At 67.8% G+C, this 20,003-nt stretch carries 17 protein-coding genes; 10 read left to right on the top strand and 7 right to left on the bottom strand.

Annotation, left to right across the window (positions count from 1 at the left end):
* Positions 1-49 precede the first annotated feature (49 nt).
* Positions 50-1,516, top strand: a complete 1,467-nt coding sequence (locus EX88_RS0113180) for a WS/DGAT/MGAT family O-acyltransferase (RefSeq protein ID WP_036148829.1) — start codon at positions 50-52, stop codon at positions 1,514-1,516.
* Positions 1,517-1,655: 139 nt separating this feature from the next.
* A complete protein-coding gene (locus EX88_RS0113175) occupies positions 1,656-2,375 on the top strand; it encodes an OmpA family protein (protein WP_031372459.1) in 720 nt (239 codons plus the stop codon).
* 105 nt (positions 2,376-2,480) lie between these two features.
* On the opposite strand, the gene EX88_RS0113170 is transcribed toward EX88_RS0113175, so the two are convergent.
* The 6 genes from EX88_RS0113170 to EX88_RS24580 all read right to left on the bottom strand — a co-directional run bounded on the left by EX88_RS0113170 (position 2,481) and on the right by EX88_RS24580 (position 9,568).
* Positions 2,481-3,692, bottom strand: a complete 1,212-nt coding sequence (locus EX88_RS0113170) for an NAD(P)/FAD-dependent oxidoreductase (protein ID WP_031372458.1) — start codon at positions 3,690-3,692, stop codon at positions 2,481-2,483.
* A 93-nt stretch (positions 3,693-3,785) separates the two neighbouring features.
* On the bottom strand, positions 3,786-4,214 hold the full coding sequence (locus tag EX88_RS0113165; RefSeq protein ID WP_051885082.1) for a hypothetical protein: 429 nt from the start codon (positions 4,212-4,214) through the stop codon (positions 3,786-3,788).
* A 211-nt stretch (positions 4,215-4,425) separates the two neighbouring features.
* Positions 4,426-5,538: a copper resistance protein B gene (locus EX88_RS23785; RefSeq protein WP_051885081.1), complete on the bottom strand. Its 1,113-nt coding sequence runs from the start codon at positions 5,536-5,538 to the stop codon at positions 4,426-4,428.
* Positions 5,535-7,322, bottom strand: coding sequence for a copper resistance system multicopper oxidase (locus EX88_RS0113155; protein ID WP_031372455.1), 1,788 nt, complete (start codon positions 7,320-7,322; stop codon positions 5,535-5,537). Before EX88_RS0113155 ends, EX88_RS23785 begins: the two co-directional genes overlap by 4 nt.
* A gap of 161 nt (positions 7,323-7,483) precedes the next feature.
* Positions 7,484-7,918 carry a CopL family metal-binding regulatory protein gene (locus EX88_RS0113150; RefSeq protein WP_031372454.1) on the bottom strand — a complete coding sequence of 145 codons (435 nt, stop codon included), beginning with the start codon at positions 7,916-7,918 and terminating at the stop codon, positions 7,484-7,486.
* 135 nt (positions 7,919-8,053) lie between these two features.
* Positions 8,054-9,568, bottom strand: a complete 1,515-nt coding sequence (locus EX88_RS24580) for an MBL fold metallo-hydrolase (protein WP_051885080.1) — start codon at positions 9,566-9,568, stop codon at positions 8,054-8,056.
* 423 nt (positions 9,569-9,991) lie between these two features.
* On the opposite strand from EX88_RS24580, the gene EX88_RS0113140 reads away from it, so the two are divergent.
* The 7 genes from EX88_RS0113140 to EX88_RS0113110 all read left to right on the top strand — a co-directional run bounded on the left by EX88_RS0113140 (position 9,992) and on the right by EX88_RS0113110 (position 18,498).
* Positions 9,992-11,344 (top strand): glycoside hydrolase family 16 protein, encoded by a 1,353-nt coding sequence (locus tag EX88_RS0113140; protein WP_031372452.1) that lies wholly within the window; start codon positions 9,992-9,994, stop codon positions 11,342-11,344.
* A gap of 418 nt (positions 11,345-11,762) precedes the next feature.
* Positions 11,763-13,007, top strand: coding sequence for an isochorismate synthase (locus tag EX88_RS0113135; protein WP_081930944.1), 1,245 nt, complete (start codon positions 11,763-11,765; stop codon positions 13,005-13,007).
* Entirely contained in the window at positions 13,004-14,665 is a 1,662-nt protein-coding gene (locus EX88_RS0113130; RefSeq protein WP_031372450.1) for a (2,3-dihydroxybenzoyl)adenylate synthase, read from the top strand. Before EX88_RS0113135 ends, EX88_RS0113130 begins: the two co-directional genes overlap by 4 nt.
* Positions 14,662-15,540 (top strand): isochorismatase family protein, encoded by an 879-nt coding sequence (locus EX88_RS0113125; protein WP_031372449.1) that lies wholly within the window; start codon positions 14,662-14,664, stop codon positions 15,538-15,540. Before EX88_RS0113130 ends, EX88_RS0113125 begins: the two co-directional genes overlap by 4 nt.
* Positions 15,540-16,868 carry a condensation domain-containing protein gene (locus EX88_RS0113120; RefSeq protein WP_051885079.1) on the top strand — a complete coding sequence of 443 codons (1,329 nt, stop codon included), beginning with the start codon at positions 15,540-15,542 and terminating at the stop codon, positions 16,866-16,868. The genes EX88_RS0113125 and EX88_RS0113120 overlap by 1 nt, the downstream gene beginning before the upstream one ends.
* Entirely contained in the window at positions 16,865-17,701 is an 837-nt protein-coding gene (locus tag EX88_RS0113115; protein ID WP_031372447.1) for a siderophore-interacting protein, read from the top strand. The genes EX88_RS0113120 and EX88_RS0113115 overlap by 4 nt, the downstream gene beginning before the upstream one ends.
* Positions 17,698-18,498: a 2,3-dihydro-2,3-dihydroxybenzoate dehydrogenase gene (locus tag EX88_RS0113110; RefSeq protein WP_223621046.1), complete on the top strand. Its 801-nt coding sequence runs from the start codon at positions 17,698-17,700 to the stop codon at positions 18,496-18,498. Before EX88_RS0113115 ends, EX88_RS0113110 begins: the two co-directional genes overlap by 4 nt.
* Before the next feature lie 287 nt (positions 18,499-18,785).
* Here the strand turns inward: EX88_RS0113110 and EX88_RS0113105 are convergent, their stop codons facing one another.
* Positions 18,786-19,019, bottom strand: coding sequence for a hypothetical protein (locus tag EX88_RS0113105; RefSeq protein WP_031372445.1), 234 nt, complete (start codon positions 19,017-19,019; stop codon positions 18,786-18,788).
* Between the two features lie 394 nt (positions 19,020-19,413).
* On the opposite strand from EX88_RS0113105, the gene EX88_RS26035 reads away from it, so the two are divergent.
* The gene (locus EX88_RS26035; RefSeq protein ID WP_161786123.1) at positions 19,414-19,839 is read left to right on the top strand and encodes a CopL family metal-binding regulatory protein; all 426 of its coding nucleotides are present in this window, start codon (positions 19,414-19,416) and stop codon (positions 19,837-19,839) included.
* Positions 19,840-20,003: the final 164 nt, after the last annotated feature.

Genomic DNA, 20,003 nt, shown 5'->3' with positions numbered 1-20,003 from the left:
GCCGCTCGCGGCAGCGTGATTCACTCGACGCTGACGCTTGGGAGGGCGCATGGCCAAAGCAGAAGCGGGGGCAACATCGCGCAAACGCGCGCGTCGCGAGGCGATGTCGCGGGTCGACACGGCCTGGTTGCGAATGGAACGGCCGACCAATCCGATGATGATCACCGGCGTGCTGATGTTCGCCGAGCCGATGTCGCTGGACGCCCTCAAGCGCGTGGTGAAGCAGCGTTTCCTGGCCTATACGCGTTTCAGCCAGAAGGCCGTGGACACCGCCGCGGGCGCCTATTGGCAGACCGACGAAGACTTCGACCTGGACTGGCACGTCCAGCACACGGCCTTGCCGGGGCGCGGCGGCAAGCGCGGCCTGGAGCGTTTCGTCAGCCAGCTGGCGTCGAGCCCGCTCGACGCCAGCCGGCCGCTTTGGCAGTTCCACTTGGTCGAGCGCTACAACGGCGGCTCGGCGCTGATCGCGCGGATCCACCACAGCTATGCCGACGGCATCGCCTTGGTCCAGGTGCTGCTGTCGTTGACCGACACCACCGCCGAGCCGGCCAAGGGCAGCGACCTCGCGCACGCCTGGCTCAAGCAGGACGGCGTTGAAGTCGCGCGCCGCGTCGGCGCGGTCGACCGCTACATGAAGCTCGGCAGCAAGGTGGTCGAGAAGAGCATGGAGATGTATCGCGACCCGACCCTCGCCGCGATGCTGGCGAAGGAGGGCGGCGAGATCGCCCGCGAATTGCTGCATGCCTTGTCGCTGCCGGACGACCCGCCGTCGCTGCTGCGCGGCAAGCTCGGCGTCAGCAAGCGCGTGGCCTGGGCCGAGCCGCTGGACCTGGAAGAGGTCAAGGCAGTCGGTCGCGCCTGCGATTGCACGGTCAACGACGTGTTGATGGCGACCGCGGCCGGCGCGCTGCGCAGCTACATGATCGAGCGCGGCGACAACGTCGACGGGCTGACCCTGCGCGCGACCGTACCCGTCAACCTGCGTCCGCTCGAACACGCGCGCAAGCTCGGCAACCATTTCGGCCTGGTCTTCCTCGACCTGCCGGTCGGCGAGGACAACCCGATTCGGCGGGTCGAGCGTGTCGCCGAGTGCATGAATAACCTCAAGAATTCACGCCAAGCCATTGTTGCATTTGGTCTTTTGGCCGCGCTCGGAATGGCGCCGGCGCAAGTGCAGGGCTTGGCGCTGGAGCTTTTCAGCCGTAAGGCCACCGCGGTGGCGACCAATGTGCCGGGCCCGCAGCAACCGCTGTACCTGGCCGGCTGTCGTCTCGACGAGATGATGTTCTGGGTGCCGCAGACCGGCTCGATCGGCATCGGCATCTCGATCCTGAGCTACAACGGCCGCGTGCATTTCGGCCTGATCGCCGACGGCAAGCTGATCCCCGATCCGGATGCGGTGATCCAGCGTTTCGGCAGCGAATTCGACAAGCTGCTGTACCTGTCGCTGATGGGGAATTGGGACGTCACCCTCAATGCCGAGGCCGCCGACGCCCTGATGCCGGCGCTTTGACGGTCTAGCGACCGGCAGCGGTCTGCGGTGTGCGGACCGCTCTCCGACCGCGACCTGAATGTGGATCTCCCTCGTCACTCGTCCGCGACGGCGGCGTGATTAGCTTGTCTGGGTCCAGCAACACAGACGAGGAATTCCCATGAACACCCAAATCAAGCTCGCCCTGGCCGCTGCCAGCATGACCGTGTTGCTCGCCGGTTGCGCCACCGGCGGTGGCGGCTACTACGGCGGTCAGCAGCAACCGTATCCGGGTCAGAACCCGCCGCCGGAACAGCAGGGCGGTATGAACCGCACCCAGAAGGGCGCCCTGATCGGCGCGCTCGCCGGCGTCGCGGCCGGCCTGCTCAGCGGCGACGATGCCACCGAACGCCGCCAGCGCGCCCTGATCGGCGCCGGTGTCGGCGGCCTCGCCGGCGGCGCCATCGGCAACTACCAGGACCGCCAGGAACGCGCGCTGCGCGACCGCATGGCCGGCACCGGCGTCGACGTGGTCCGCCAGGGCGACAACATCACCCTGAACATGCCCAGCAACATCACCTTCGCCTTCAACAGCGCCAGCCTCGACCCGCAGTTCTATTCGGTACTCGATAACGTCGCCAGCACGCTGACCGAGTACAACCAGACCATCGTCGAGGTGGCCGGCCACACCGACAGCATCGGCAGCGACGCGGTCAATCAGCGTCTGTCCGAGCAGCGTGCCGCGAGCGTCGGCAACTACCTGATGTCGAAGGGCCTGGTGCGCGATCGCTTCATCCTGACCGGCGCCGGCAAGACCCGACCGATCGCCAGCAACGACACCGATGCCGGCCGCGCCCAGAACCGCCGCGTCGAGATCACCCTGGTGCCGGTGCGTTCCTGATGGGCTAGACGAGAGACGGCGGTCGCCGCCTCGGCTTGCACCATCGCATTACCAGAACGGGCCGCATCGCGGCCCGTTTTGTCTGGGGCCGACGAAGGCCTGGCCTCAGCCCGCTCGCTCGAACGAGAACAGCCGCGCCAGCGGATGCGGCCGGCGTTCGATCGCGGCCCGCAACAGCCCGGCGCCGATCATGCTGTAGGTGATGCCGTTGCCGCCGTAGGCCATGGCGAACTGCACGCGCCGGCCGTACTGCGGATGGGCACCGAACCAGGGCAGGCCGTCGGCGGTTTCGGCGAAGGTACCGGCCCAGGCGAAGGCCGGTTGCAGTTGCAGGCCGGGAAAGCGCTCGCCGATCTTGCGCACCAGCTTGCGTGCGCGCGACTCGACCCGGCGGTCGCGCCGCGCCGGCACATCGACGGCATCGTCGCAGCCGCCGACGATCAGGCGGCCGTCGCCGGTGGCGCGCAGATACAGGTAGGGGCGCGCCGATTCCCAGACCAGGGTCTTGCCGAGTCGACCCAATTGCCCGGCTTCGAGCGGATCGGTAACGAAGGCGTAACTGCTGCGATTGCGCGCCAGGCGCCGATCGATCCATTGCTGTCCGGCGTAACCGGCGGCGATCACCGCGTGCTCGGCACGGATCCGTATACCTTCGCCGGTGCGCAATTCGACCGAACGCGAAGTCGCGCGCAGGTGCTCGATGTGGGTGCGGTCGTACACGCCGACGCCGCGCCGTTGCAAGCGCGCCAACAGCCGCAAAGTCAATCGATACGGGTCGACCGTCGCGGCGCAGGCGCTGAGGATCGCGCCCGGGGCTTTCAGTCCGTAGTCCTGCGCCAGTGCTTGCCCGTCGAGCCAACGCAGCTTCAGGCCGTGGCGCTGGCGCAGTGCGGCCTCGTTGCGCAGCACCGGCACATGCGCGGGCTTGCTGGCGAAATACAGGCTGGAGCAGCGCTGGAAATCCACGTCGCGCAGTTCGCGCGCGATCGCCTGCAGGGCCGGAATCGCGTCGGCGCAGGTGCGGTAGGCGAGGGCGGCCTGGTCTTCGCCGTATTGCCGGCACAGATCGCTCAGGTGGGTGTCGATTTCGTACTGCAGCAAGGCCGTGCTCGCAGCGGTGCTGCCCCAGCCGATGTCGCGTTGTTCGACGACGGCGACGTCGTGGCCGTGCGCGGCCAGTTCGTCGGCGATCAGAGCGCCGCTGATGCCGCCGCCGATCACCGCCACTTCGCAGCGCAGGTCTTCGCTCAAACGCGGAAACGCATGCATAAGGCCGTTGCGGATCGGCCAGAACGGGTAGCCGCTTTTCAGGTCCATGCGTTGGCGAGCCGGGACGACATGCGCCCAGCAGAACCGTTGCGACGTCGTCGCAGGGTGATCGTGCGGAGCCTCAGGCCCCGCGGCGGGCCGTCAGTGACGGACTTCGCTGGCTTCGTGCAGGCCACCAAGGCCGGGCTGCGGCTCGACCGCGAGCTCTTTTTCCAGTTCGACCCGGAACTCCTCGAAGCTCAAGCCGCGTTCGGCGACTTCGGTCTGCGCCGCGGTGCGCAGCGCGGCCGAACAGCCCAGGCTGACTTCGCGGCCTTCGCCGCGGTGCAGCGATGCGGCGCGTTCGAGCAGGGCGAGGACCCGCGCCGCGCTTTCCGAACCGCCGACGATGCGGCCGCCGAGACCGAGCGTCCACTCGCCTTCGCGGCGCACGATGCCGCCGAGCAGACGCCCCTGGGCGTCGCGCAATTCGGCATGCGGCTCGATGCTCGGACCGGGCAGGGGCGCGTTGCGGGCCTTGGCGATCTTGCGTTTCTTGGCGTCGCGGCGGGCCTTGGAATTGATCGACATATGTTCCTCGGCTCAGCCGGTTCGTCCTGGAAAGATCATAGCCTGTCGAGGTGATGGGGCCATAGCGTCGGGCCGGGCAGAGGCCCGGCCCGCTTCAGTCCGCAGCCAGATTGCGGACTGTGGCCGGCCCTGCGCGGGCCGGCTTCGGTGGTGCGCCCGGCCGCTATGGCCGGGCGCACTCGCGCGGTGCATGCTCAAGATCGGCGCGGGTTCAGAACCACAGCCGCATGCCGGCGACCAGACGGGTGTCCTCGACGCTTTCGCCTGCGTCGCGGCGGTAGTCCGCGGTGCCGCCGAACGCGCGTTCCCAAGTCACGCCGACATAGGGCGCGAACCGGCGGGTGATCTCGTAGCGCAGGCGCAGCCCGGCCTCGACGCTGCTCAGGCCCGAGCCGATGCCGCGTTGCGGGTCGTCGCGGCCGGACAGGTCGATCTCGACCAGCGGTTGCAGGATCAGGCGATTGGTCAGCAGCAATTCGTACTCGGCCTCCAGGTTCAATGCCGTGCGTCCCGACTCGCCGATGTAGGCCGTCGCGGCGACCTCGAACTTGTACGGCGACAGGCCTTGCACGCCGATCGCCGCCCAGGTCTGCGAACCCGCCGGTGCGAAGTCGTGCTTGACGCCGGCGACGAGGTCCCACCACGGCGATACCGCGCGGCCGTACAAGACTTCCAGATCGGCCGACTCGGTCCGCCCGTGTTCGCGCTCGCCTTCGCTGCGCAGCCACAACCGATCGGTATCGGTGCCGATCCAGCCCTGGGCTTCCCAGGCTTGGGCGCTGCCGTGTTCGACCTCGACCGCTTCCAGCCGGTTGATCAGCAGATAGCTGTTGACCGCCGGCGCATGGCGCATGTGATGCGACACCGGCGGGAACGCCGCGGCGCGATCGGCGTCGGTCGGGGTCGGGATCGGCTCACGCGGTTCGCCCGAGGGCGGTGTGCTGCCTGCGTGCTGCCTGCCCGAATGATCCATGCCCGAGTGGCCCATCTGCGAGTGGTCCATTTTGGAATGATCCATTTGCGAGTGATCCGTCTTCGAACGATCCTCGGGCGTCGACGCGGCAGGCGTCTGTGTGCGCGGCGGATCCTGCATCGTTGCGTGGTCCATCTGCGAGTGATCCATCGCTGCGTGATCCATCGCTGCGTGATCCACCGGCGAATGCTTCGATGCTTTCGCATCGGCCGCAGCCGGTTCGACGGCGGGCTTGCCGGCGGTTTGTCGTGCGGCGTGATCGGTGTGATCCATCGTCTGCGCGGTGACGCCGCCGGCCCAGAGCAAGGCGAGCGTCAGCGCGGAACGATGCAAAGTGCGTGAGGTCTTCATTCTTCGACCCTCACTTCGCGCATCATCCCGGCTTCCATGTGATACAGCAGGTGGCAGTGATAGGCCCAACGCCCGAGCGCGTCGGCGCGTACCCGATAGCTGCGTCGCGTGCCCGGCGGCATGTCGATGGTGTGCTTGCGTACCTGGAACTCGCCTTGCTCGTTCTCCAGGTCGCTCCACAAGCCATGCAGATGGATCGGGTGGGTCATCATGGTGTCGTTGACCAGAACGATGCGCAGGCGTTCGCCGTAGGTCATGCGGATCGGCTCGGCGCCTTCGAATTTCTGGCCGTCGAAGGACCAGGCGAACTTCTCCATGTGGCCGGTGAGGTGCAGCTCGATCTCGCGGCTCGGCTCGCGTCCGTCGGGGTCGTCGAACAGGCTGCGCAGGTCCGCGTAGGCCAGCACCTTGCGGCCGTTGTCGCGCAGACCGATGCCGGGGTCGTCGAGCTTGGCCGAGGTCGACATCGTGCGCATGTCGATCAGGCGTTCGTCGCCCGCGCTCGGCTTGCCCGCCGCGCTGTTGTCCTTCATCGCGGCATGATCCATGCCGGCCATGCCCATGTTCGCGCCGCAGCCGCCTTCCATGCCCTTCATCTGCGACATGTCGTGACCGGCGCCATGCGACATGCCGCCGTGGCCCATGTCGTCCATGGTCAGCAGCGGGCGCGGGTCGTTGGGCGGCACTTCGGCCTGCAGGCCTTCGCGCACCGCGAGGGTGCCGCGGGCATGGCCGGTACGGGCACTGTCCTGGGCGAAGATGGTGTAGGCGTCCTGGCCCGAGGGTTCGACCAACACGTCGTAGGTCTCGGCGACGGCGATGCGGAACTCGTCGACGCTGACCGGGTGTATGTACTGGCCGTCGGCAGCGACCACGGTCATCTTCAGGCCGGGGATGCGCACGTCGAAATAAGTCATCGCCGAGCCGTTGACGAAGCGCAGCAGCACTTTCTCGCCAGGCCGGAACAGACCGGTCCAGTTGCCCGCGGGCGCGACGCCGTTGAGCAGATAGGTGTAGGTGTGGCCGTTGACGTCGGACAGGTCGGTCGGGGTCATGCGCATGCGCCCCCAGTCGCCGCGGTCGCGCAGGGTCGCGGCGAGGCCGCGCTCGCGCGCATCGCGCATGAAGTCGCCGACCGTGCGCTTGTAGTAGTTGTCGTAGCTCGACATCTTCTTCAAGCGCCGGAACAGTGCGCCCGGGTCGAGGTCGGTCCAGTCCGACAGCAGCACCACGTGCTCGCGGTCGAAATGAAAGGGCGCGGCCTCGCGCGGATCGATCACGATGGCGCCGTACAGGCCGGCCTGTTCCTGGAACAGCGAGTGGCTGTGATACCAGTAAGTGCCCGACTGGCCGACGCGGAAGCGATAGGTGTAGGTCTCGCCGGGATGGATGCCGTCGAAGCTGAAACCGGGCACGCCGTCCATGTTGGACGGCAGGATCAGACCGTGCCAATGGATCGAGGACATGCCCTCGGCCAGGCGGTTGGCGACGCGCAAGGTGACGGTGTCGCCCTCGCGCCAGCGCAGGATCGGCGCCGGCAAGGTGCCGTTGACGGTGATCGCCGGGCGCGTGCGGCCGGTGAAATTGACCTGCGCGGCGCCGATCGAGAGGTCGAACTCGGTGCCGCGCAAGGTCTGCGCCGTGCCGGCCAGGCCGGTCGAGGCGAATGCGGAATGCCACAGGCCGGTGCCTGCGGCGAGGCCGCCCACGGCCAGGCCGGTGACGAAGCGGCGGCGGCCGGCATCGATCGGCGCGGCGCCGTCGAAGCGGTTGAATCGATTCATGAGGTTCTTCCTGTTTGCGGAAGAGTCGCAACGGTGTGCGAAGCGCGCAGTCCGCAACGGCCGGTCGAGCCGGCGTACGAAGCTTGCGCGGGCGGGCGGCGCAGGGCGCGGTGTAAGCGCCTGGGCCGCGGGCCGGGCGCGAAGCCCCGGCCTGACGGATCTCAGGCGATAGGAGGCCGGATCGGCAGGCTCGACACGCCGCTGGGTGCGGCGGCTTCGACGGGCAAAGCGAGCAAGGTGTTCGACAACTGCGGCGGCACCGGCAGGGCGATGCGCACGATGGCGACCGCCTGCAGGCAATCGCACTGGCAACGGAACTTGCCGCAGCAATCGTCGGCGGCTTCCTGGTCCGGTTCGGCGGGCGCTTGCGGCTGCGCCGCGTGGGCAGGGGCTGCGCCCATGTCGTGGCAATCGGCGTCCATGGCCGTCTGCGTGCCCGTCGCCATTGCCGGCTCAGCCAACGGCGGCATCGCCATGGGAGTCGAAGAGGCATGCATGGCATGAGCGCCGCCCACCGACATCGTCGCCGCGGCGTAGCCATTGAGGCTGATCGCCACGATCAACAGCACGCGCAGCAGGAGCGGGAAATAGGTCATGGAGCGTCGGATCGGAGACGGCACAGGATGCGGCAGGAGACGGGACAGTTTCAACGGTTTCCGGATTCGCCGCGTTAACCGTTCGTGAGAGGCGCTGTCGACACGATGGGAAGGTTGCTCCGCTTGGCAGCGAGCTCAGCGGGCGAGGTCGCCATATTCGGTGTACAGCGCGCGCTCGACCACGGCGCCGCCGATACGGTCGCCGGGCTTGAGCTCGCCGCTGCTCGTTGCCGCTGCGGTTTCGCCGAAGACGCGCTCGCCTTCGCCATGCGCCGCCGACACCTGCACGACCTGGTCCATGTCGGGCGCGCCTTCGAGGCGGTGGGCGAGGAAATGCTCGCGGCCGCGGCCGAAGGCGATCCATTGTCGCGGCTCGGGCTTGCGCCCGGCTTCGAAGCGGCGGAAGTGCACGATCCCCCCGACCTTCACCTCGATGCCGGTGACGATGGGTGTGCCGCCGCGTTCGAAGTGGCCGCGGTACAGATCGGCCTTGAAGCGGCCGTCGGGCCGGATCGTTTCCGGCAACACCCACTGCTCGCTCGGCGCCAGCGTGTAGTACTCGCGCGGATGCGATTTCGCGTCGGCGCGGTACTGCGCCAAGGCATCGGCGGGCAGGCCGGCTTCGAAGATCAGCTGGTAATCGTGCGGACGATGGAACATCGGCAGATGCGAGAGGTAGACCACGTCGGTGCCGGCGACCAGCATGCCGTGTGTATTCGGCTTGTCGACGAACTCGCCGGGCTGGGCGATGCGCGCCAGTACGAACTCGTCGCGCACTTCCTCGTGGAGGAAATCGCCGAGCTCGGCGCAGGTCTTCTGCCATAGCGCCAAACTCGATGCGTCGAGGGCGAGGGCGTGCTCGTCGGGTTGGTAAGCGCTGCCCAGCGGATAAAGCTGGCCGGCGCGCGCACTCATCTCGATGTGCGCACCGAGCACGCGCTCGACCCGGTGGCGTTGCGCGAACGAGGCCAGGCGCGCCGCGCTGGCGCGATAGGCCGGCCAGTCGCGCACGGTCAGCAAGCCGGGATACAGGCTGTCGCCGCTGAACAGGCTTGCCGTCTGCGTATCGTAGATTGCGATATGCGCAGGCTCGTGCCCCGGTAACGGCAACACCGTGAGCGTGCGACCGCCGAGATCGAAACGCGCCTCGCCTTCGGGCCAGCGGTCGAGGCCGAAGAAGGCGGCGACCTGCTGCGGCTGGGTGCCTACGATCCGGGTGTCGGGACGATCGCGGAACTGGGCATCGCCATGGACGTGGTCGCGATGGCCGTGGCTGTGTGCGACCACCAGCGGCAAGGCGTCGAGCTTGTGCTGGCGCTGCCACTCGCCGAGCAGGCGATCGACCGTCGCACGCAGCGGTAGCTCGCTGCCGGCGGCAGGTTCGGCACCCGAATCGAGCAACAATGCGCCTCGGTCGCCCGCCAACAGGTACAGGAACGGCGCCTCGAAGTTGCTGGCCTTGGACTGGCGCAGGATCCACAACCCGGGCGCGGCTTCGTGCACCTGCAGGCCGGTTTCGCCGGGCGCGCCGTGGACCCAACGGTCCGGCATGGTGACGGCGGGAAGGGCGGGGGCGGGCAGGGTGACAGCGCCGGCCGGGCTGGCGGTGGCGAGGACGAGGAACAGCAGCAGACGGTGCAATGCAGTCATACGCAGGCGGCGGAACGGCGAACGGGCGGGGATTATCCGGTATTGCCGGGCTTCTTGCCGGCACGTCAGGCCGTCATCCCCGCCAAGGCGGAGATCCGGAGACTTCAGAGTCACGAGACTTCAGCGTCATGTGGCGATAAAGCCCAGGATCCCCGCCTTCGCGGGGATGACGAAACAAGAGCGGGAGATGGTGGCGGTGCGCGCAGGCGCACAGACGTGCAGCCGCCCGATCCCGCCTGCTGTCGTGCAGCATGCCGCCGCCGCGCATCCGCGCTTACTACCAACCAGCCCACATGCATTGTGTGAACCCGTCCAGGCAAAAGGAAATACGGGAAAAACAGCCGTTGACAGCGCTGTCATGAGATTCGAGCTTGGCCCCGGACCTGTCACCGGCAGGCGCTATGTTCAGCATCGGAGCCGATCATGAACCTCGCACGTGTATTCGCTTTCTCCACCGCGGCCCTGTTCGCTGCGGGCCTGGCCATGACCCCGCAGGCGGCGCGGGCGCAGACCCTGGTCTGGGAAGACAACTTCAATGGCCCGTCCATCGACGGCAACAAATGGATCTACGACGTCGGCGACGGTTGCCAGATCGGCCTGTGCGGCTGGGGCAACAGCGAGTTGCAGTACTACACCAGCCGCCCCGAGAACGCGCGCATCGAGAACGGACGGCTGGTGATCGAAGCGCGGCGCGAGAATTTCGGCAGCCGCGGCTTCACCTCGGCGCGCCTGAAGACCGAAGGCCGCATGCACTTCAAGTACGGCACCTTGGAAGCGCGGATCAAGGTGCCGGACCTGCGCAACGGCCTGTGGCCGGCGTACTGGATGCTCGGCACGGTCGGCAACTGGCCGGCGCGCGGCGAAATCGACCTGATGGAAATGGGCTCGGCCGCGGCCATCGCGGCAGGGCGGACCAACCGCCGCGCCGGCGCCGCGGTGCATTGGGACTACCAGGGCTCGCAGGCCGACTACGGCCGCGACCACGAAAGCGCCAGCGATCTCAACGGCGGCTTCCACGTCTACCGCATGACCTGGGACCCGCAGTTCATCCGCGTCGCTATCGACGGCCAGCAGTTCTTCGAATTCGCCATCTCCAACATCGAAGGCGCTTCGCTGCACGAGTTCCATCATCAATACTTCCTGTTGCTGAATCTCGCGGTCGGCGGCAGCTACACCGGCATCATGTCGGGCAACGGCATCACCGCGCCGTTGCCGGCGAAGATGGAGATCGATTACATCCGCCTGTACCAGAACCCCGGCAGCGAGCTCTATGTCGGCGGGGCGGCGCCGAGCGGCAAGTTCGGCGTGTTCACCGAGCGCAGCGACATGAACGACCGCCTGCGCTATAACGGCGATGCCAATCTTTACCTGTGGAACAACCTCGCGCCGATTTCCGCGCCGGCCTTCGAGGGCAATCAGCTGATGGCGTTCCGCGCCAATGCCGGCGCCTGGTACGGCCTCGGCGTAGCCACCGGCTATCGCAACATGAGCCGCTTCGGCAACGGGCGCTTGAAGTTCCATATGCGTACGACCACACCGTCGACGTTCAAGATCGGCATCAACTCCTCGTTCGGCGACAGTTGGATCGACTTCGTCAACGGCGGCCAGCAGTACGGCCTGGTACGCGATGGCCGCTGGCACGAGGTCAGCATTCCGTTCAGCGCCTTCCACGATCTCGACCTGCATGCGGTGAAACAGATGTTCATGCTGGTGTCGGACCCGCCGGCGGCGAACGTCGATGTGCTGATCGATAACGTCTATTACCAGGATCGCTGACGCGCTCTGGATGTGATGCGTGTCGCAGGGCGGCGTTTCCGCCTTGCGACGCGCAACCGCGCCGGTTTTTGCGAAAGCCTGCGCAGTCCGCGGCGTTCGTGTGCCGCTCATATCGAAAGTGAACGATGCGAGCGCGAAGCCCGGCTTGCCAAGGCTGGTGGCTCGGCGTACTTTAATCCGCAGTCGGCGACCCGCCGGCGCATGACGATTCCATGACGGGCACGATGCCCGCCATCACTCAGCCAGCCGGCGTTCCTGCCCGCAAGCTCGATCACACCCAGAGCCTGCAGGTAATTACAGTGAACGCATACCGAGGCGCGGCTTGCGCGTCCCCCCGTGTCCGATCGTCTGCCGCATCGCGGCGGCGGCCCGTTTCCGTTCGTCCCCAGTTCGTTTCGACGCGGGCAGGGGGCGGGCGATGATCGGCGAAACGCATGCCCTGACGGCGGTGGAGTCCCCAAACCACGGCGCCCGCTCGCCTGCGACTCCGGCTTTGTTGTCGAGCTATCTGGCGCACGATTCGCTGTTCTCGTCGGCGACCCATCAACTGCATGCGCGCGGCGTGCTGGAAACCCTGGTGCATTCGATCGATGCCGATCTGGCCGGCGAATCCGAGCGATTGCTGGCGCGGGTGGCCGCCGACAGCGGGCGTCTGCCGTTGATGGGCGCGGTGCCGTTCAGTGCCTCGGAAGCCTCGTGCCTGTGGGTGCCGTCGCAGGCCGCATTCGCCGCGGGGCGTGCGCGTCACCGCGGCGCCGCCTTGAGTTCGCTGCCGTCGGATCAGAAGTCCGCACCGCGGGTCGAGTCGGTGCCGGCGCCGGCGCAGTTCAAGCGCAACGTCGAACGCTCGCTCGACCGCATTCACGACGGCGGAATCAGCAAGGTGGTGATGTCGCGCAGCCTGCGCATCGCCGCGCGCGTCGACGTGCCGCAGTTGCTCGCGCAATTGCTGACGCGTGCGCCCGGCGCTTACACCTTCGCCATGGACTTGGCCGGCGCGGCCGGGCCGAAGGCCTGCCTGATCGGCTCCAGCCCGGAGCTGCTGTTGTCCAAGCGCGGTGCGCGGGTGGTTTCCAACCCGCTGGCCGGTTCGATTCCACGCGTCGCCGATGCCGAGGAAGACCAGCGCCAGGCGCGCGGACTGCTCGAATCGGCCAAGGACCGCTACGAGCACGCCCTGGTCGTCGATGCGGTCGCCGCGGCCTTGCGTCCCTATTGCCGCGATCTGCGCGTGCCGAAGACGCCGTCGCTGGTGGCGACGCCGACCATGTGGCACTTGTCGAGCGTGGTCGACGGCGAGCTGATCGATCCGAATACCAGCTCGCTGCGCCTGGCGCTGGCCTTGCACCCGACGCCGGCGGTCTGCGGTTATCCGACGGAACCGGCGCGCGGCGTGATCCACGAGTTGGAAGGCTACGACCGCGGTCTGTTCACCGGCCTGGTCGGCTGGTGCGACGCCGAGGGCGACGGCGAGTGGGCGGTGACGATCCGCTGCGCCATGGTCGAGGAAGACAGCGCGACCGTGTTCGCAGGCGCCGGCATCGTCGCCGGTTCCGAACCCGATGCCGAACTCGCCGAGACCACCGCCAAGCTCGGCACCATGCTCAACGCGATGGGCCTGACCCAGGCGGTGGAGGCGACCGGCGCGGAGGGCAGGGCATGAGCGGCACCGATCTGCTCGAGGGTTGCACGCCGTGGCCGGAGGACTTCGCCGAGCGCTATCGCGCACTCGGTTACTGGGCCGGGGTCGGCCTGTATCAGCGTCTGGCCCAGGTCGCCGCCGAACACGGCGAACGCATCGCCGTGGTCTGCGGCGAACGGCGTTGGAGCTATGCGCAGTTCGACGAGAAAATCCGGCGCTTCGCCGCTGGACTGACCCGCCTGGGCATCGGCCCGCGCGATCGGATCGTGTTGCAGTTGCCAAACCTCGGCGAGTATTACGTCGCCTGCTATGCCTTGTTCCGCATCGGTGCTTTGCCGGTGTTCGCCTTGCCGGCGCATCGGCGTTCGGAGATCGCCTACTTCGTCGAGCATACCCAGGCCCGGGCCTGTGTGATCGCCGACCGCGATGTCGGTTTCGATTACCGCGAATTGATGCGCGAGGTGCGCGCATCGCAGGACTGCCTGCGCGAGGTGATCGTGGTCGGCGAGGCGCAGGAGTTCCACGCTTTCGATTCGCTCTACGATGCGCCGATCGATCAGCCCGGGCCGAAGGCCGGCGAAATCGCCTTCCTGCAGCTGTCCGGCGGCAGCACCGGCGTGCCGAAACTGATCCCGCGCAGCCACGACGATTACCTTTACAGCGTTCGCGCCAGCGCCGAGATCTGCGGGCTGGACCAGGACTGCGTGTATCTGTGCGTGCTGCCGTGTGCGCACAATTTCCCGATGAGTTCGCCGGGTGCGCTTGGCGTGTTCGAGGTCGGCGGCCGCGTCGTGCTCGCGCGCCAGGCCGAACCCGACTTCTGTTTCGGCCTGATCGCCGGCGAGGGCGTGACCCTGACTTCGCTGGTGCCGTCGCTGGCCTTGGCCTGGCTGGAGTCGCGTGCGCGCGAACGCCACGACTTGTCCAGCCTGCGGACCATCCAGATCGGCGGTGCCCACCTCGCCAACGAAGTCGCACGGCGCGTGCCGGGCGCGTTCGCCTGCCGTTTGCAGCAGGTGTTCGGCATGGCCGAAGGCCTGGTCAACTACACCCGCGACGACGATGCCGAGGATTTGGTGTTGAGCACCCAGGGACGCCCGATCAGCGCCGACGACGAGATTCGCATCGTCGACGACGACGATCGGCCGGTGCCCGACGGCGAAACCGGTCATTTGCTGACGCGTGGGCCGTACACCATCCGCGGCTATTACCGCGCCGAGGCGCATAACGGCCGGGCCTTCACCGAGGACGGTTTCTACCGCACCGGCGACCGCGTTCGGCGCTTGGCCTCGGGGCACCTGATCGTCGAAGGCCGGGCCAAGGACCAAGTCAACCGCGGCGGCGAGAAGATCGCCGCCGAGGAAGTCGAAAGCCATCTGCTCGCGCATCCGGCGGTGTTCGATGCCGCCCTGGTGGCGATGCCGGACCGTTGGCTCGGCGAGAAAACCTGCGCGTTCGTGGTTCTGCGCGAGCCCGCGCCGAGTCCGCGCGAGCTGCAGCGCTTCCTGCGCGAACGCGGCATCGCCGCGTTCAAGATTCCCGACCGCATCGAGCCGATCGAGCGCCTGCCGCGCACCGCGGTCGGCAAGATCGACAAGAAACTCCTGCGCGCCCGCTTCGTCGCGCCGCCGGCCGACGCCTCGGCCCCTCACTCACTTTTCGCCGAAACGCTGTCATGACGATTCCGACCATCGCTTCCTATCCCATGCCGGGCACCGACCGCCTGCCCGCGAACCGTGTCGACTGGCGCCCGGACCCGTCTCGCGCGGTGTTGCTGATCCACGACATGCAGGATTACTTCCTCGCTTTCTACGACCGTGCCCAGGCGCCGGTGCCGGAACTGTTGGCGAACATCCGCGCCTTGCGCGATGCCTGCGACGATGCCGGCGTGCCGGTGGTCTACACGGCGCAGCCGACCGAGCAAAGCGCGGTGCAACGCGGCCTGCTGCAGCCCTGGTGGGGGCCGGGCATCACCGCCAAGCCGGAGCTGGCGCCGGTCGCGCTCGAGATCGCGCCGCGCCCGCAGGATGTGGTGCTGACCAAATGGCGCTACAGCGCTTTCGTTTCCAGCGACCTGCGCGAACGCATGCGCGAGCAGGGCCGCGACCAGCTGATCGTTTGCGGCATCTATGCCCATATCGGCTGCATGATGACCCTCGCCGACGCCTTCATGCACGACATCCAGCCGTTCATGGTCGCCGATGCGGTCGCCGACTTCTCCGCCGAGGAGCATGCGATGGCGCTGGATTACGTGTCGCGTCGCTGCGGTGTCGTCATCGATCGCACCGTCTGCATCGATGCGCTCGGCGCCGGCCTGGGCCTGCCGCGCAGCCTGATCGCCTTGCGCACTGAGCTGGCGCAGATCATGGAGGTGCCGCTCGACGAGATCGCCGCCTCGGACAATCCCTTCGAAGCCGGCCTGGACTCGATCCGGCTGATGACTTTGCTCGAGCGCTGGTCGAGCCGCGGCGAGCGCATCGGCCTGGTCGAACTGGCCGAACGCGGCAGCGTGTCGGAGTGGTGGCAGTTGATCGATTCGCGACGGGCCGCCTGATGCAGCAGAACAGCCAAGCCTTGCCGCTGACCGGCCCGCAGTACGGCATGTGGGCGGGGCAACAACTCGATCCCGACAGCCCATCGTTCTGGACTGCCGAGGCGATCGAACTGACCGGTCCGCTGGATCTCGGCGCGCTGGAAGCCGCGTTGCGCGACACCTTGTCGGCCTGCGATGCCTTGCACATGCGCTATCGTCTGCAGGGCGAAGAGGTCGTGCAAATTCTCGACGCGGCACGGCCCGTGACGATCGCGCACCAGGACTACTCGAACTGCGAGGACCCGTGGCGCAGCGCCCGCGCCTGGATGGACGAGGACCTGCAGCGCAGCGCCGACCTGGCGCAGCGGCCCTTGTTCGCGACCGCACTGATCCGACTCGGCGAACATCGCCACCTGTGGTATCTGCGGGCCCACCATATCGCCCTCGACGGCTTCGCCTATCTGCTGTTGATCCACCGCGTCGCCGAACTGTATTCGGCCGGTGTCGGCGGACGCGCGGCGGAGCCGGCGCGCGACTGGTCCCTGGCGGCGACCATCGCCGACGAGGCGGCGTATCGCGCCTCGCCGCGGTTCCTCGCCGACCGCGATTACTGGACGCAGCGTTTCGGCGACGTCGGCGAGCCGGTGACCCTCGGCCCGAAGCGCGCGCCCGACGACAGCTCGCATTCGCAACGCCTTCTGCTGGCACCGGCCGAGTACGCGCGGTGGCAGACGGCAGCGCGGGGTCTTGGAGTCGATTGGGCGACCTGGCTGATCGCCTCGATCTTCGCCTGGCTGCATGCGCGCAGCGGCGCGAGCGATCTCAGCCTGGGCTTGCTGGTGATGAACCGGCTCGGCACGCCGGCGCTCGCCGTGCCGTGCATGGCGATGAACGTGGTGCCGCTGCGTCTGCGCATCGACCCGGAGCAGAGCTTCGAGGGCCTGGTGCGAACGGTGGCCGGCGAACTGCGCGAACTGCGCAGCCATCAGCGCTATAACTATGAATGGATGCGCCGCGACCTCGGCCTGGCCGACGGCCATGCCCAGCTCTACGGCCCGGTGGTGAACCTGATGCCGTTCGATCGCGGCTTCGTCTTCGAAGGACTGCATAGCTGCGCCCATCCGATCTCGGTCGGTTCGGTCGAGGACCTCGACATCACTGTCTCGCCGATGGCCGAAGGCATCCGTTTCGACATCGAAGCCAATCCGCAGGCTTACGATGCGGCGACCCTGCAGGCGCATCACGCCGCGCTGTGCGAGGTGCTCGAAACGGTGATCGCCGAACCGGCGATCTCGGTCGGTGCCCTGGCCGGGCGGGTCTGTTCGCCTCGCACGGCGGAGGCGGCATGAGCGGCGCACGGCCGCGCCCGCGCCCGCGCTTGCTGCGGGTGCTGCGGGTCGTCGACCTGACCCCGCGTATGCGCCGCTTCACCCTCGGCGGCGACGACTTGATCGGTTTTCCGGGCGGCAGCGAAGGCGCGCATATCAAGCTGTTGTTTCCCGATGCCTCCGGTGAGACGCCGCTGTTGCCGAGCCTCGGCGAGCGCGGCCCGGTCTGGCCCGAGCATGCGGTGCGGCCGCATGTGCGTACCTATACGGTGGTGCGCATCGACCCGGACGCGAACGAGATCGACGTCGACATCGTCCTGCACGGCGACGACGGCCCGGCCTCGCGTTGGGCCATGCGCGCCGGCGTCGGCGACCCGCTCGGCCTGGCCGGGCCGGGCGGGCCCGATCTGTTCCAGGGGCATGCGCAGCGCTTCGTGCTGATTGGCGACCCGAGCAGTTATCCCTTGCTGTTTGCGGTGATCGCCAAGCTGCCGGTTCCGGCGCAGGTCGATGTCCTGATCGAGGTGCCGGATGCGAGCGAAGTGCAGCCGCTGCCGCCGCACCCACGCTTGAACGCGCAATGGCTGTCGCGCCATGGCGGTCCCGCCGGCGCCAGCCGCTTGCTGTTCGATGCGGTGCGCAAGCTGCCGTGGAACGAGGCCGAGACGGTGTCGGTGACCCTGGCCGGCGAAAGCGCGCAGGTAGTCGCGATCCGCGATTTCCTCGCCGAGGTTCGCGGTGTGCCTCGGCGGATGATGTACGCGGTGCCGTACTGGAAAGACCGCTGGGACGAAGACCGTTACCACGACGAACGCCACCGCATCATGGACGCCTTCGACGAGGTCGCGGCTTGAGCGCTGTCGCATTGAAGCCCGGCGAGTTCGTCGGCCGCACTGTGCTGGTGACCGGCGCCGCGCAAGGCATCGGCGCGGCGACCGCGCAGCGCCTGGCGGGGGAGGGCGCGCGACTGGCCCTGGTCGATCGCGACGCCGACTTGCTCCAGGCCGTAGCCGAAGGATTGCGCCGCGCGGGCTCGCAGGTCCATGCGATCGTCCTGGACCTCGCCGATGTCGCCGCGGTCGATGCGGCGGTCGCGGAGGTCGAAGACGGCTTCGGCGCGATCGAACACCTGGCGCATGTCGCCGGCATCTTGCGTGTCGGCGAATCGCTCGATCTCGACCTGGAGGATTGGGAGGCCTGCATGGCGGTCAACGCCCGCGGCGTGTTCGCGACCACGCGGGCGGTGGCGCGGCGCATGGTCGCTCGCGGCCGCGGCAGCATCGTCCTGGTCGGCTCCAACGCCGCCTCGGCGCCGCGCTTCGGCATGTCGGCCTATGCGGCTTCGAAGGCCGCGGCCACGCAGTACCTGCGTTGCCTGGCGCTGGAGCTGGCGCCGAAGGGCGTGCGTTGCAATATCGTCTCGCCGGGCTCGACCGACACCGCGATGCAGCGCGCCTTCGTGCGCGACGAAGCGGCGCGCCGCGACATTCTCCATGGCGCCGCCGATCGCTTCCGCCTGGGGATTCCGCTTGGGCGTATCGCCGACCCCGACGATGTCGCCGAGGCGGTCTGCTTCTTGCTGTCGGACCGGGCGCGGCATATCACCCTGCACGATCTGCGCGTCGACGGCGGCGCCACGCTGGACGCCTGAAACCCGACGCTGGCTTGTTCGAGCGCTGGTTCGCGGTGAACGCCGCGAGATACGCAACCCCCGGGCGGACACGGCTGAAGACGCTCGGCTTCCTCATCTTGCCGGAATAGGACACGACGGAAAATGCTCTGCTTGCGGGCCGGCCCCGATCGAGGGCTGGCCAGGCGCGCCGGCTCATCAAGAGCCGGTGCGGGCCGGCCCCGATCGAGGGCTGGCCAGGCGCGCCGGCTCATCAAGAGCCGGCGCGCGATGCTCCGACCGGCGGAACGGCGTCCGCCAGCAATGGCTCAGGGCACGATGATGCCGCGATCGTCGTCCTCGCCGACCACGCCGCTGTCGGTGGCGCCGTTGTTGTTCCAGACGATGTAGAGATACTTGCGCTCGCCCGGCGCCGGATCGCCGTAGTCGCCGTTGTTGGCGATGAACTTGCGCTGCTTGTTAGCGTACTGTTGGGTGACTTTGCTGGTGACGTCGTTGGTGCTGTTCCAGACGCCGTAACCGGCGAAGCTGATGGTGGCCATGATCCTGTCCTCATTGTGCAGACGACTCTCGCTCGCATCCGATGCCGGCGAGCCGCGCCGGCGTCGTCCTGGCCGGCGGCAGGACGGAGCATCCACGTTTGCGCCCGGATTCACCTGCCGGGAACCTTACGGTTTGCGTTCGTAACTCGATCAATGGCTTAGGGCGGGTTCGCATGCCGGTAACACCGGCGTCATCCGGCGAGCGCCCGGTATCCGCACAGCGCTCGCGCATGCGGCATGGCCATGGAGCCGAGCCGAGTCGAAGCAATCGCCGGAATCTTCGACAGTCCCGTGAAGCCGCAAGTCGAGCGTAAGCGCGGGACACGGCCGAGTTCGGGACCGACCTTCATGTCGGGCCTGTCTCAGCGAAGCCCGGATGAGGTATCGTGCCGCCATGTCCGTTTCCGCCATCGCGCTGCGTTTGCTGCTGAGCCTGGTTCTTATCCTCAACGGGATAGGGACGGCGAACGCATCGATACGCATGTTGGGCGCAATGGCGATGCCGGCCGCTTCGTCATCGGTTACGGCGGCAGCGAAGAACGGCGCTGCGCCCTGTCTGGAGCATCATGCGGTGCCGCCAGGAAAGTCAGGTGCCGCAAGCGATGCCTCCGGGCCGGCTCCCGATGGCTGCGCCGATCCCGCACCGGATTGTTGCGAATCCTCCGCATGCGGTTGCGCATGCATGCAGAGCTGCGCGTTCGCGGTGCCGGCCGTCGCGCAGCCCATGGTGGTCATCGCTCGCGATCCGTCGATCCGAGCGATGAGCTTGGGTCACCCCGCGCCCACGCTCCCGCATCTGATTCGACCTCCCATCGCCTGAGCGTTCGCCGGCGCCGCAAGGCGCCTGCCGTCGTGCATTCGGTCTGCCCGAGCACGACGGTCCTGCCCACTCCCGCGGGCGTCCCTGGCGCATGCAGAACTCGCCATGCCATTCGATTCCGTCGCCGCTTGCGCCGACGGATCGCTGATTCGATTGCGCGCCGG

Source organism: Lysobacter antibioticus, from assembly GCF_000731095.1.
Taxonomy (GTDB): Bacteria; Pseudomonadota; Gammaproteobacteria; order Xanthomonadales; family Xanthomonadaceae; genus Lysobacter; species Lysobacter antibioticus_B.
Note: the sequence above shows the minus strand (reverse complement) of the source record. Positions and strands in the feature narration are given on the sequence as shown.

Excerpts from the sequence above, each read along its gene's own strand:
- EX88_RS26035 (WP_161786123.1), top strand. The coding sequence starts at position 19,414 with ATGTCCGTTTCCGCCATCGCGCTGCGTTTGCTGCTGAGCCTGGTTCTT.
- EX88_RS0113140 (WP_031372452.1), top strand. The coding sequence starts at position 9,992 with ATGAACCTCGCACGTGTATTCGCTTTCTCCACCGCGGCCCTGTTCGCT.
- EX88_RS0113170 (WP_031372458.1), bottom strand. The coding sequence starts at position 3,692 with ATGGACCTGAAAAGCGGCTACCCGTTCTGGCCGATCCGCAACGGCCTT.
- EX88_RS0113150 (WP_031372454.1), bottom strand. The coding sequence starts at position 7,918 with ATGACCTATTTCCCGCTCCTGCTGCGCGTGCTGTTGATCGTGGCGATC.
- EX88_RS23785 (WP_051885081.1), bottom strand. The coding sequence starts at position 5,538 with ATGAAGACCTCACGCACTTTGCATCGTTCCGCGCTGACGCTCGCCTTG.
- EX88_RS0113155 (WP_031372455.1), bottom strand. The coding sequence starts at position 7,322 with ATGAATCGATTCAACCGCTTCGACGGCGCCGCGCCGATCGATGCCGGC.
- EX88_RS0113165 (WP_051885082.1), bottom strand. The coding sequence starts at position 4,214 with ATGTCGATCAATTCCAAGGCCCGCCGCGACGCCAAGAAACGCAAGATC.
- EX88_RS0113130 (WP_031372450.1), top strand. The coding sequence starts at position 13,004 with ATGAGCGGCACCGATCTGCTCGAGGGTTGCACGCCGTGGCCGGAGGAC.
- EX88_RS0113115 (WP_031372447.1), top strand. The coding sequence starts at position 16,865 with ATGAGCGGCGCACGGCCGCGCCCGCGCCCGCGCTTGCTGCGGGTGCTG.
- EX88_RS0113175 (WP_031372459.1), top strand. The coding sequence starts at position 1,656 with ATGAACACCCAAATCAAGCTCGCCCTGGCCGCTGCCAGCATGACCGTG.
- EX88_RS0113125 (WP_031372449.1), top strand. The coding sequence starts at position 14,662 with ATGACGATTCCGACCATCGCTTCCTATCCCATGCCGGGCACCGACCGC.
- EX88_RS24580 (WP_051885080.1), bottom strand. The coding sequence starts at position 9,568 with ATGACTGCATTGCACCGTCTGCTGCTGTTCCTCGTCCTCGCCACCGCC.
- EX88_RS0113180 (WP_036148829.1), top strand. The coding sequence starts at position 50 with ATGGCCAAAGCAGAAGCGGGGGCAACATCGCGCAAACGCGCGCGTCGC.
- EX88_RS0113105 (WP_031372445.1), bottom strand. The coding sequence starts at position 19,019 with ATGGCCACCATCAGCTTCGCCGGTTACGGCGTCTGGAACAGCACCAAC.
- EX88_RS0113135 (WP_081930944.1), top strand. The coding sequence starts at position 11,763 with ATGATCGGCGAAACGCATGCCCTGACGGCGGTGGAGTCCCCAAACCAC.
- EX88_RS0113120 (WP_051885079.1), top strand. The coding sequence starts at position 15,540 with ATGCAGCAGAACAGCCAAGCCTTGCCGCTGACCGGCCCGCAGTACGGC.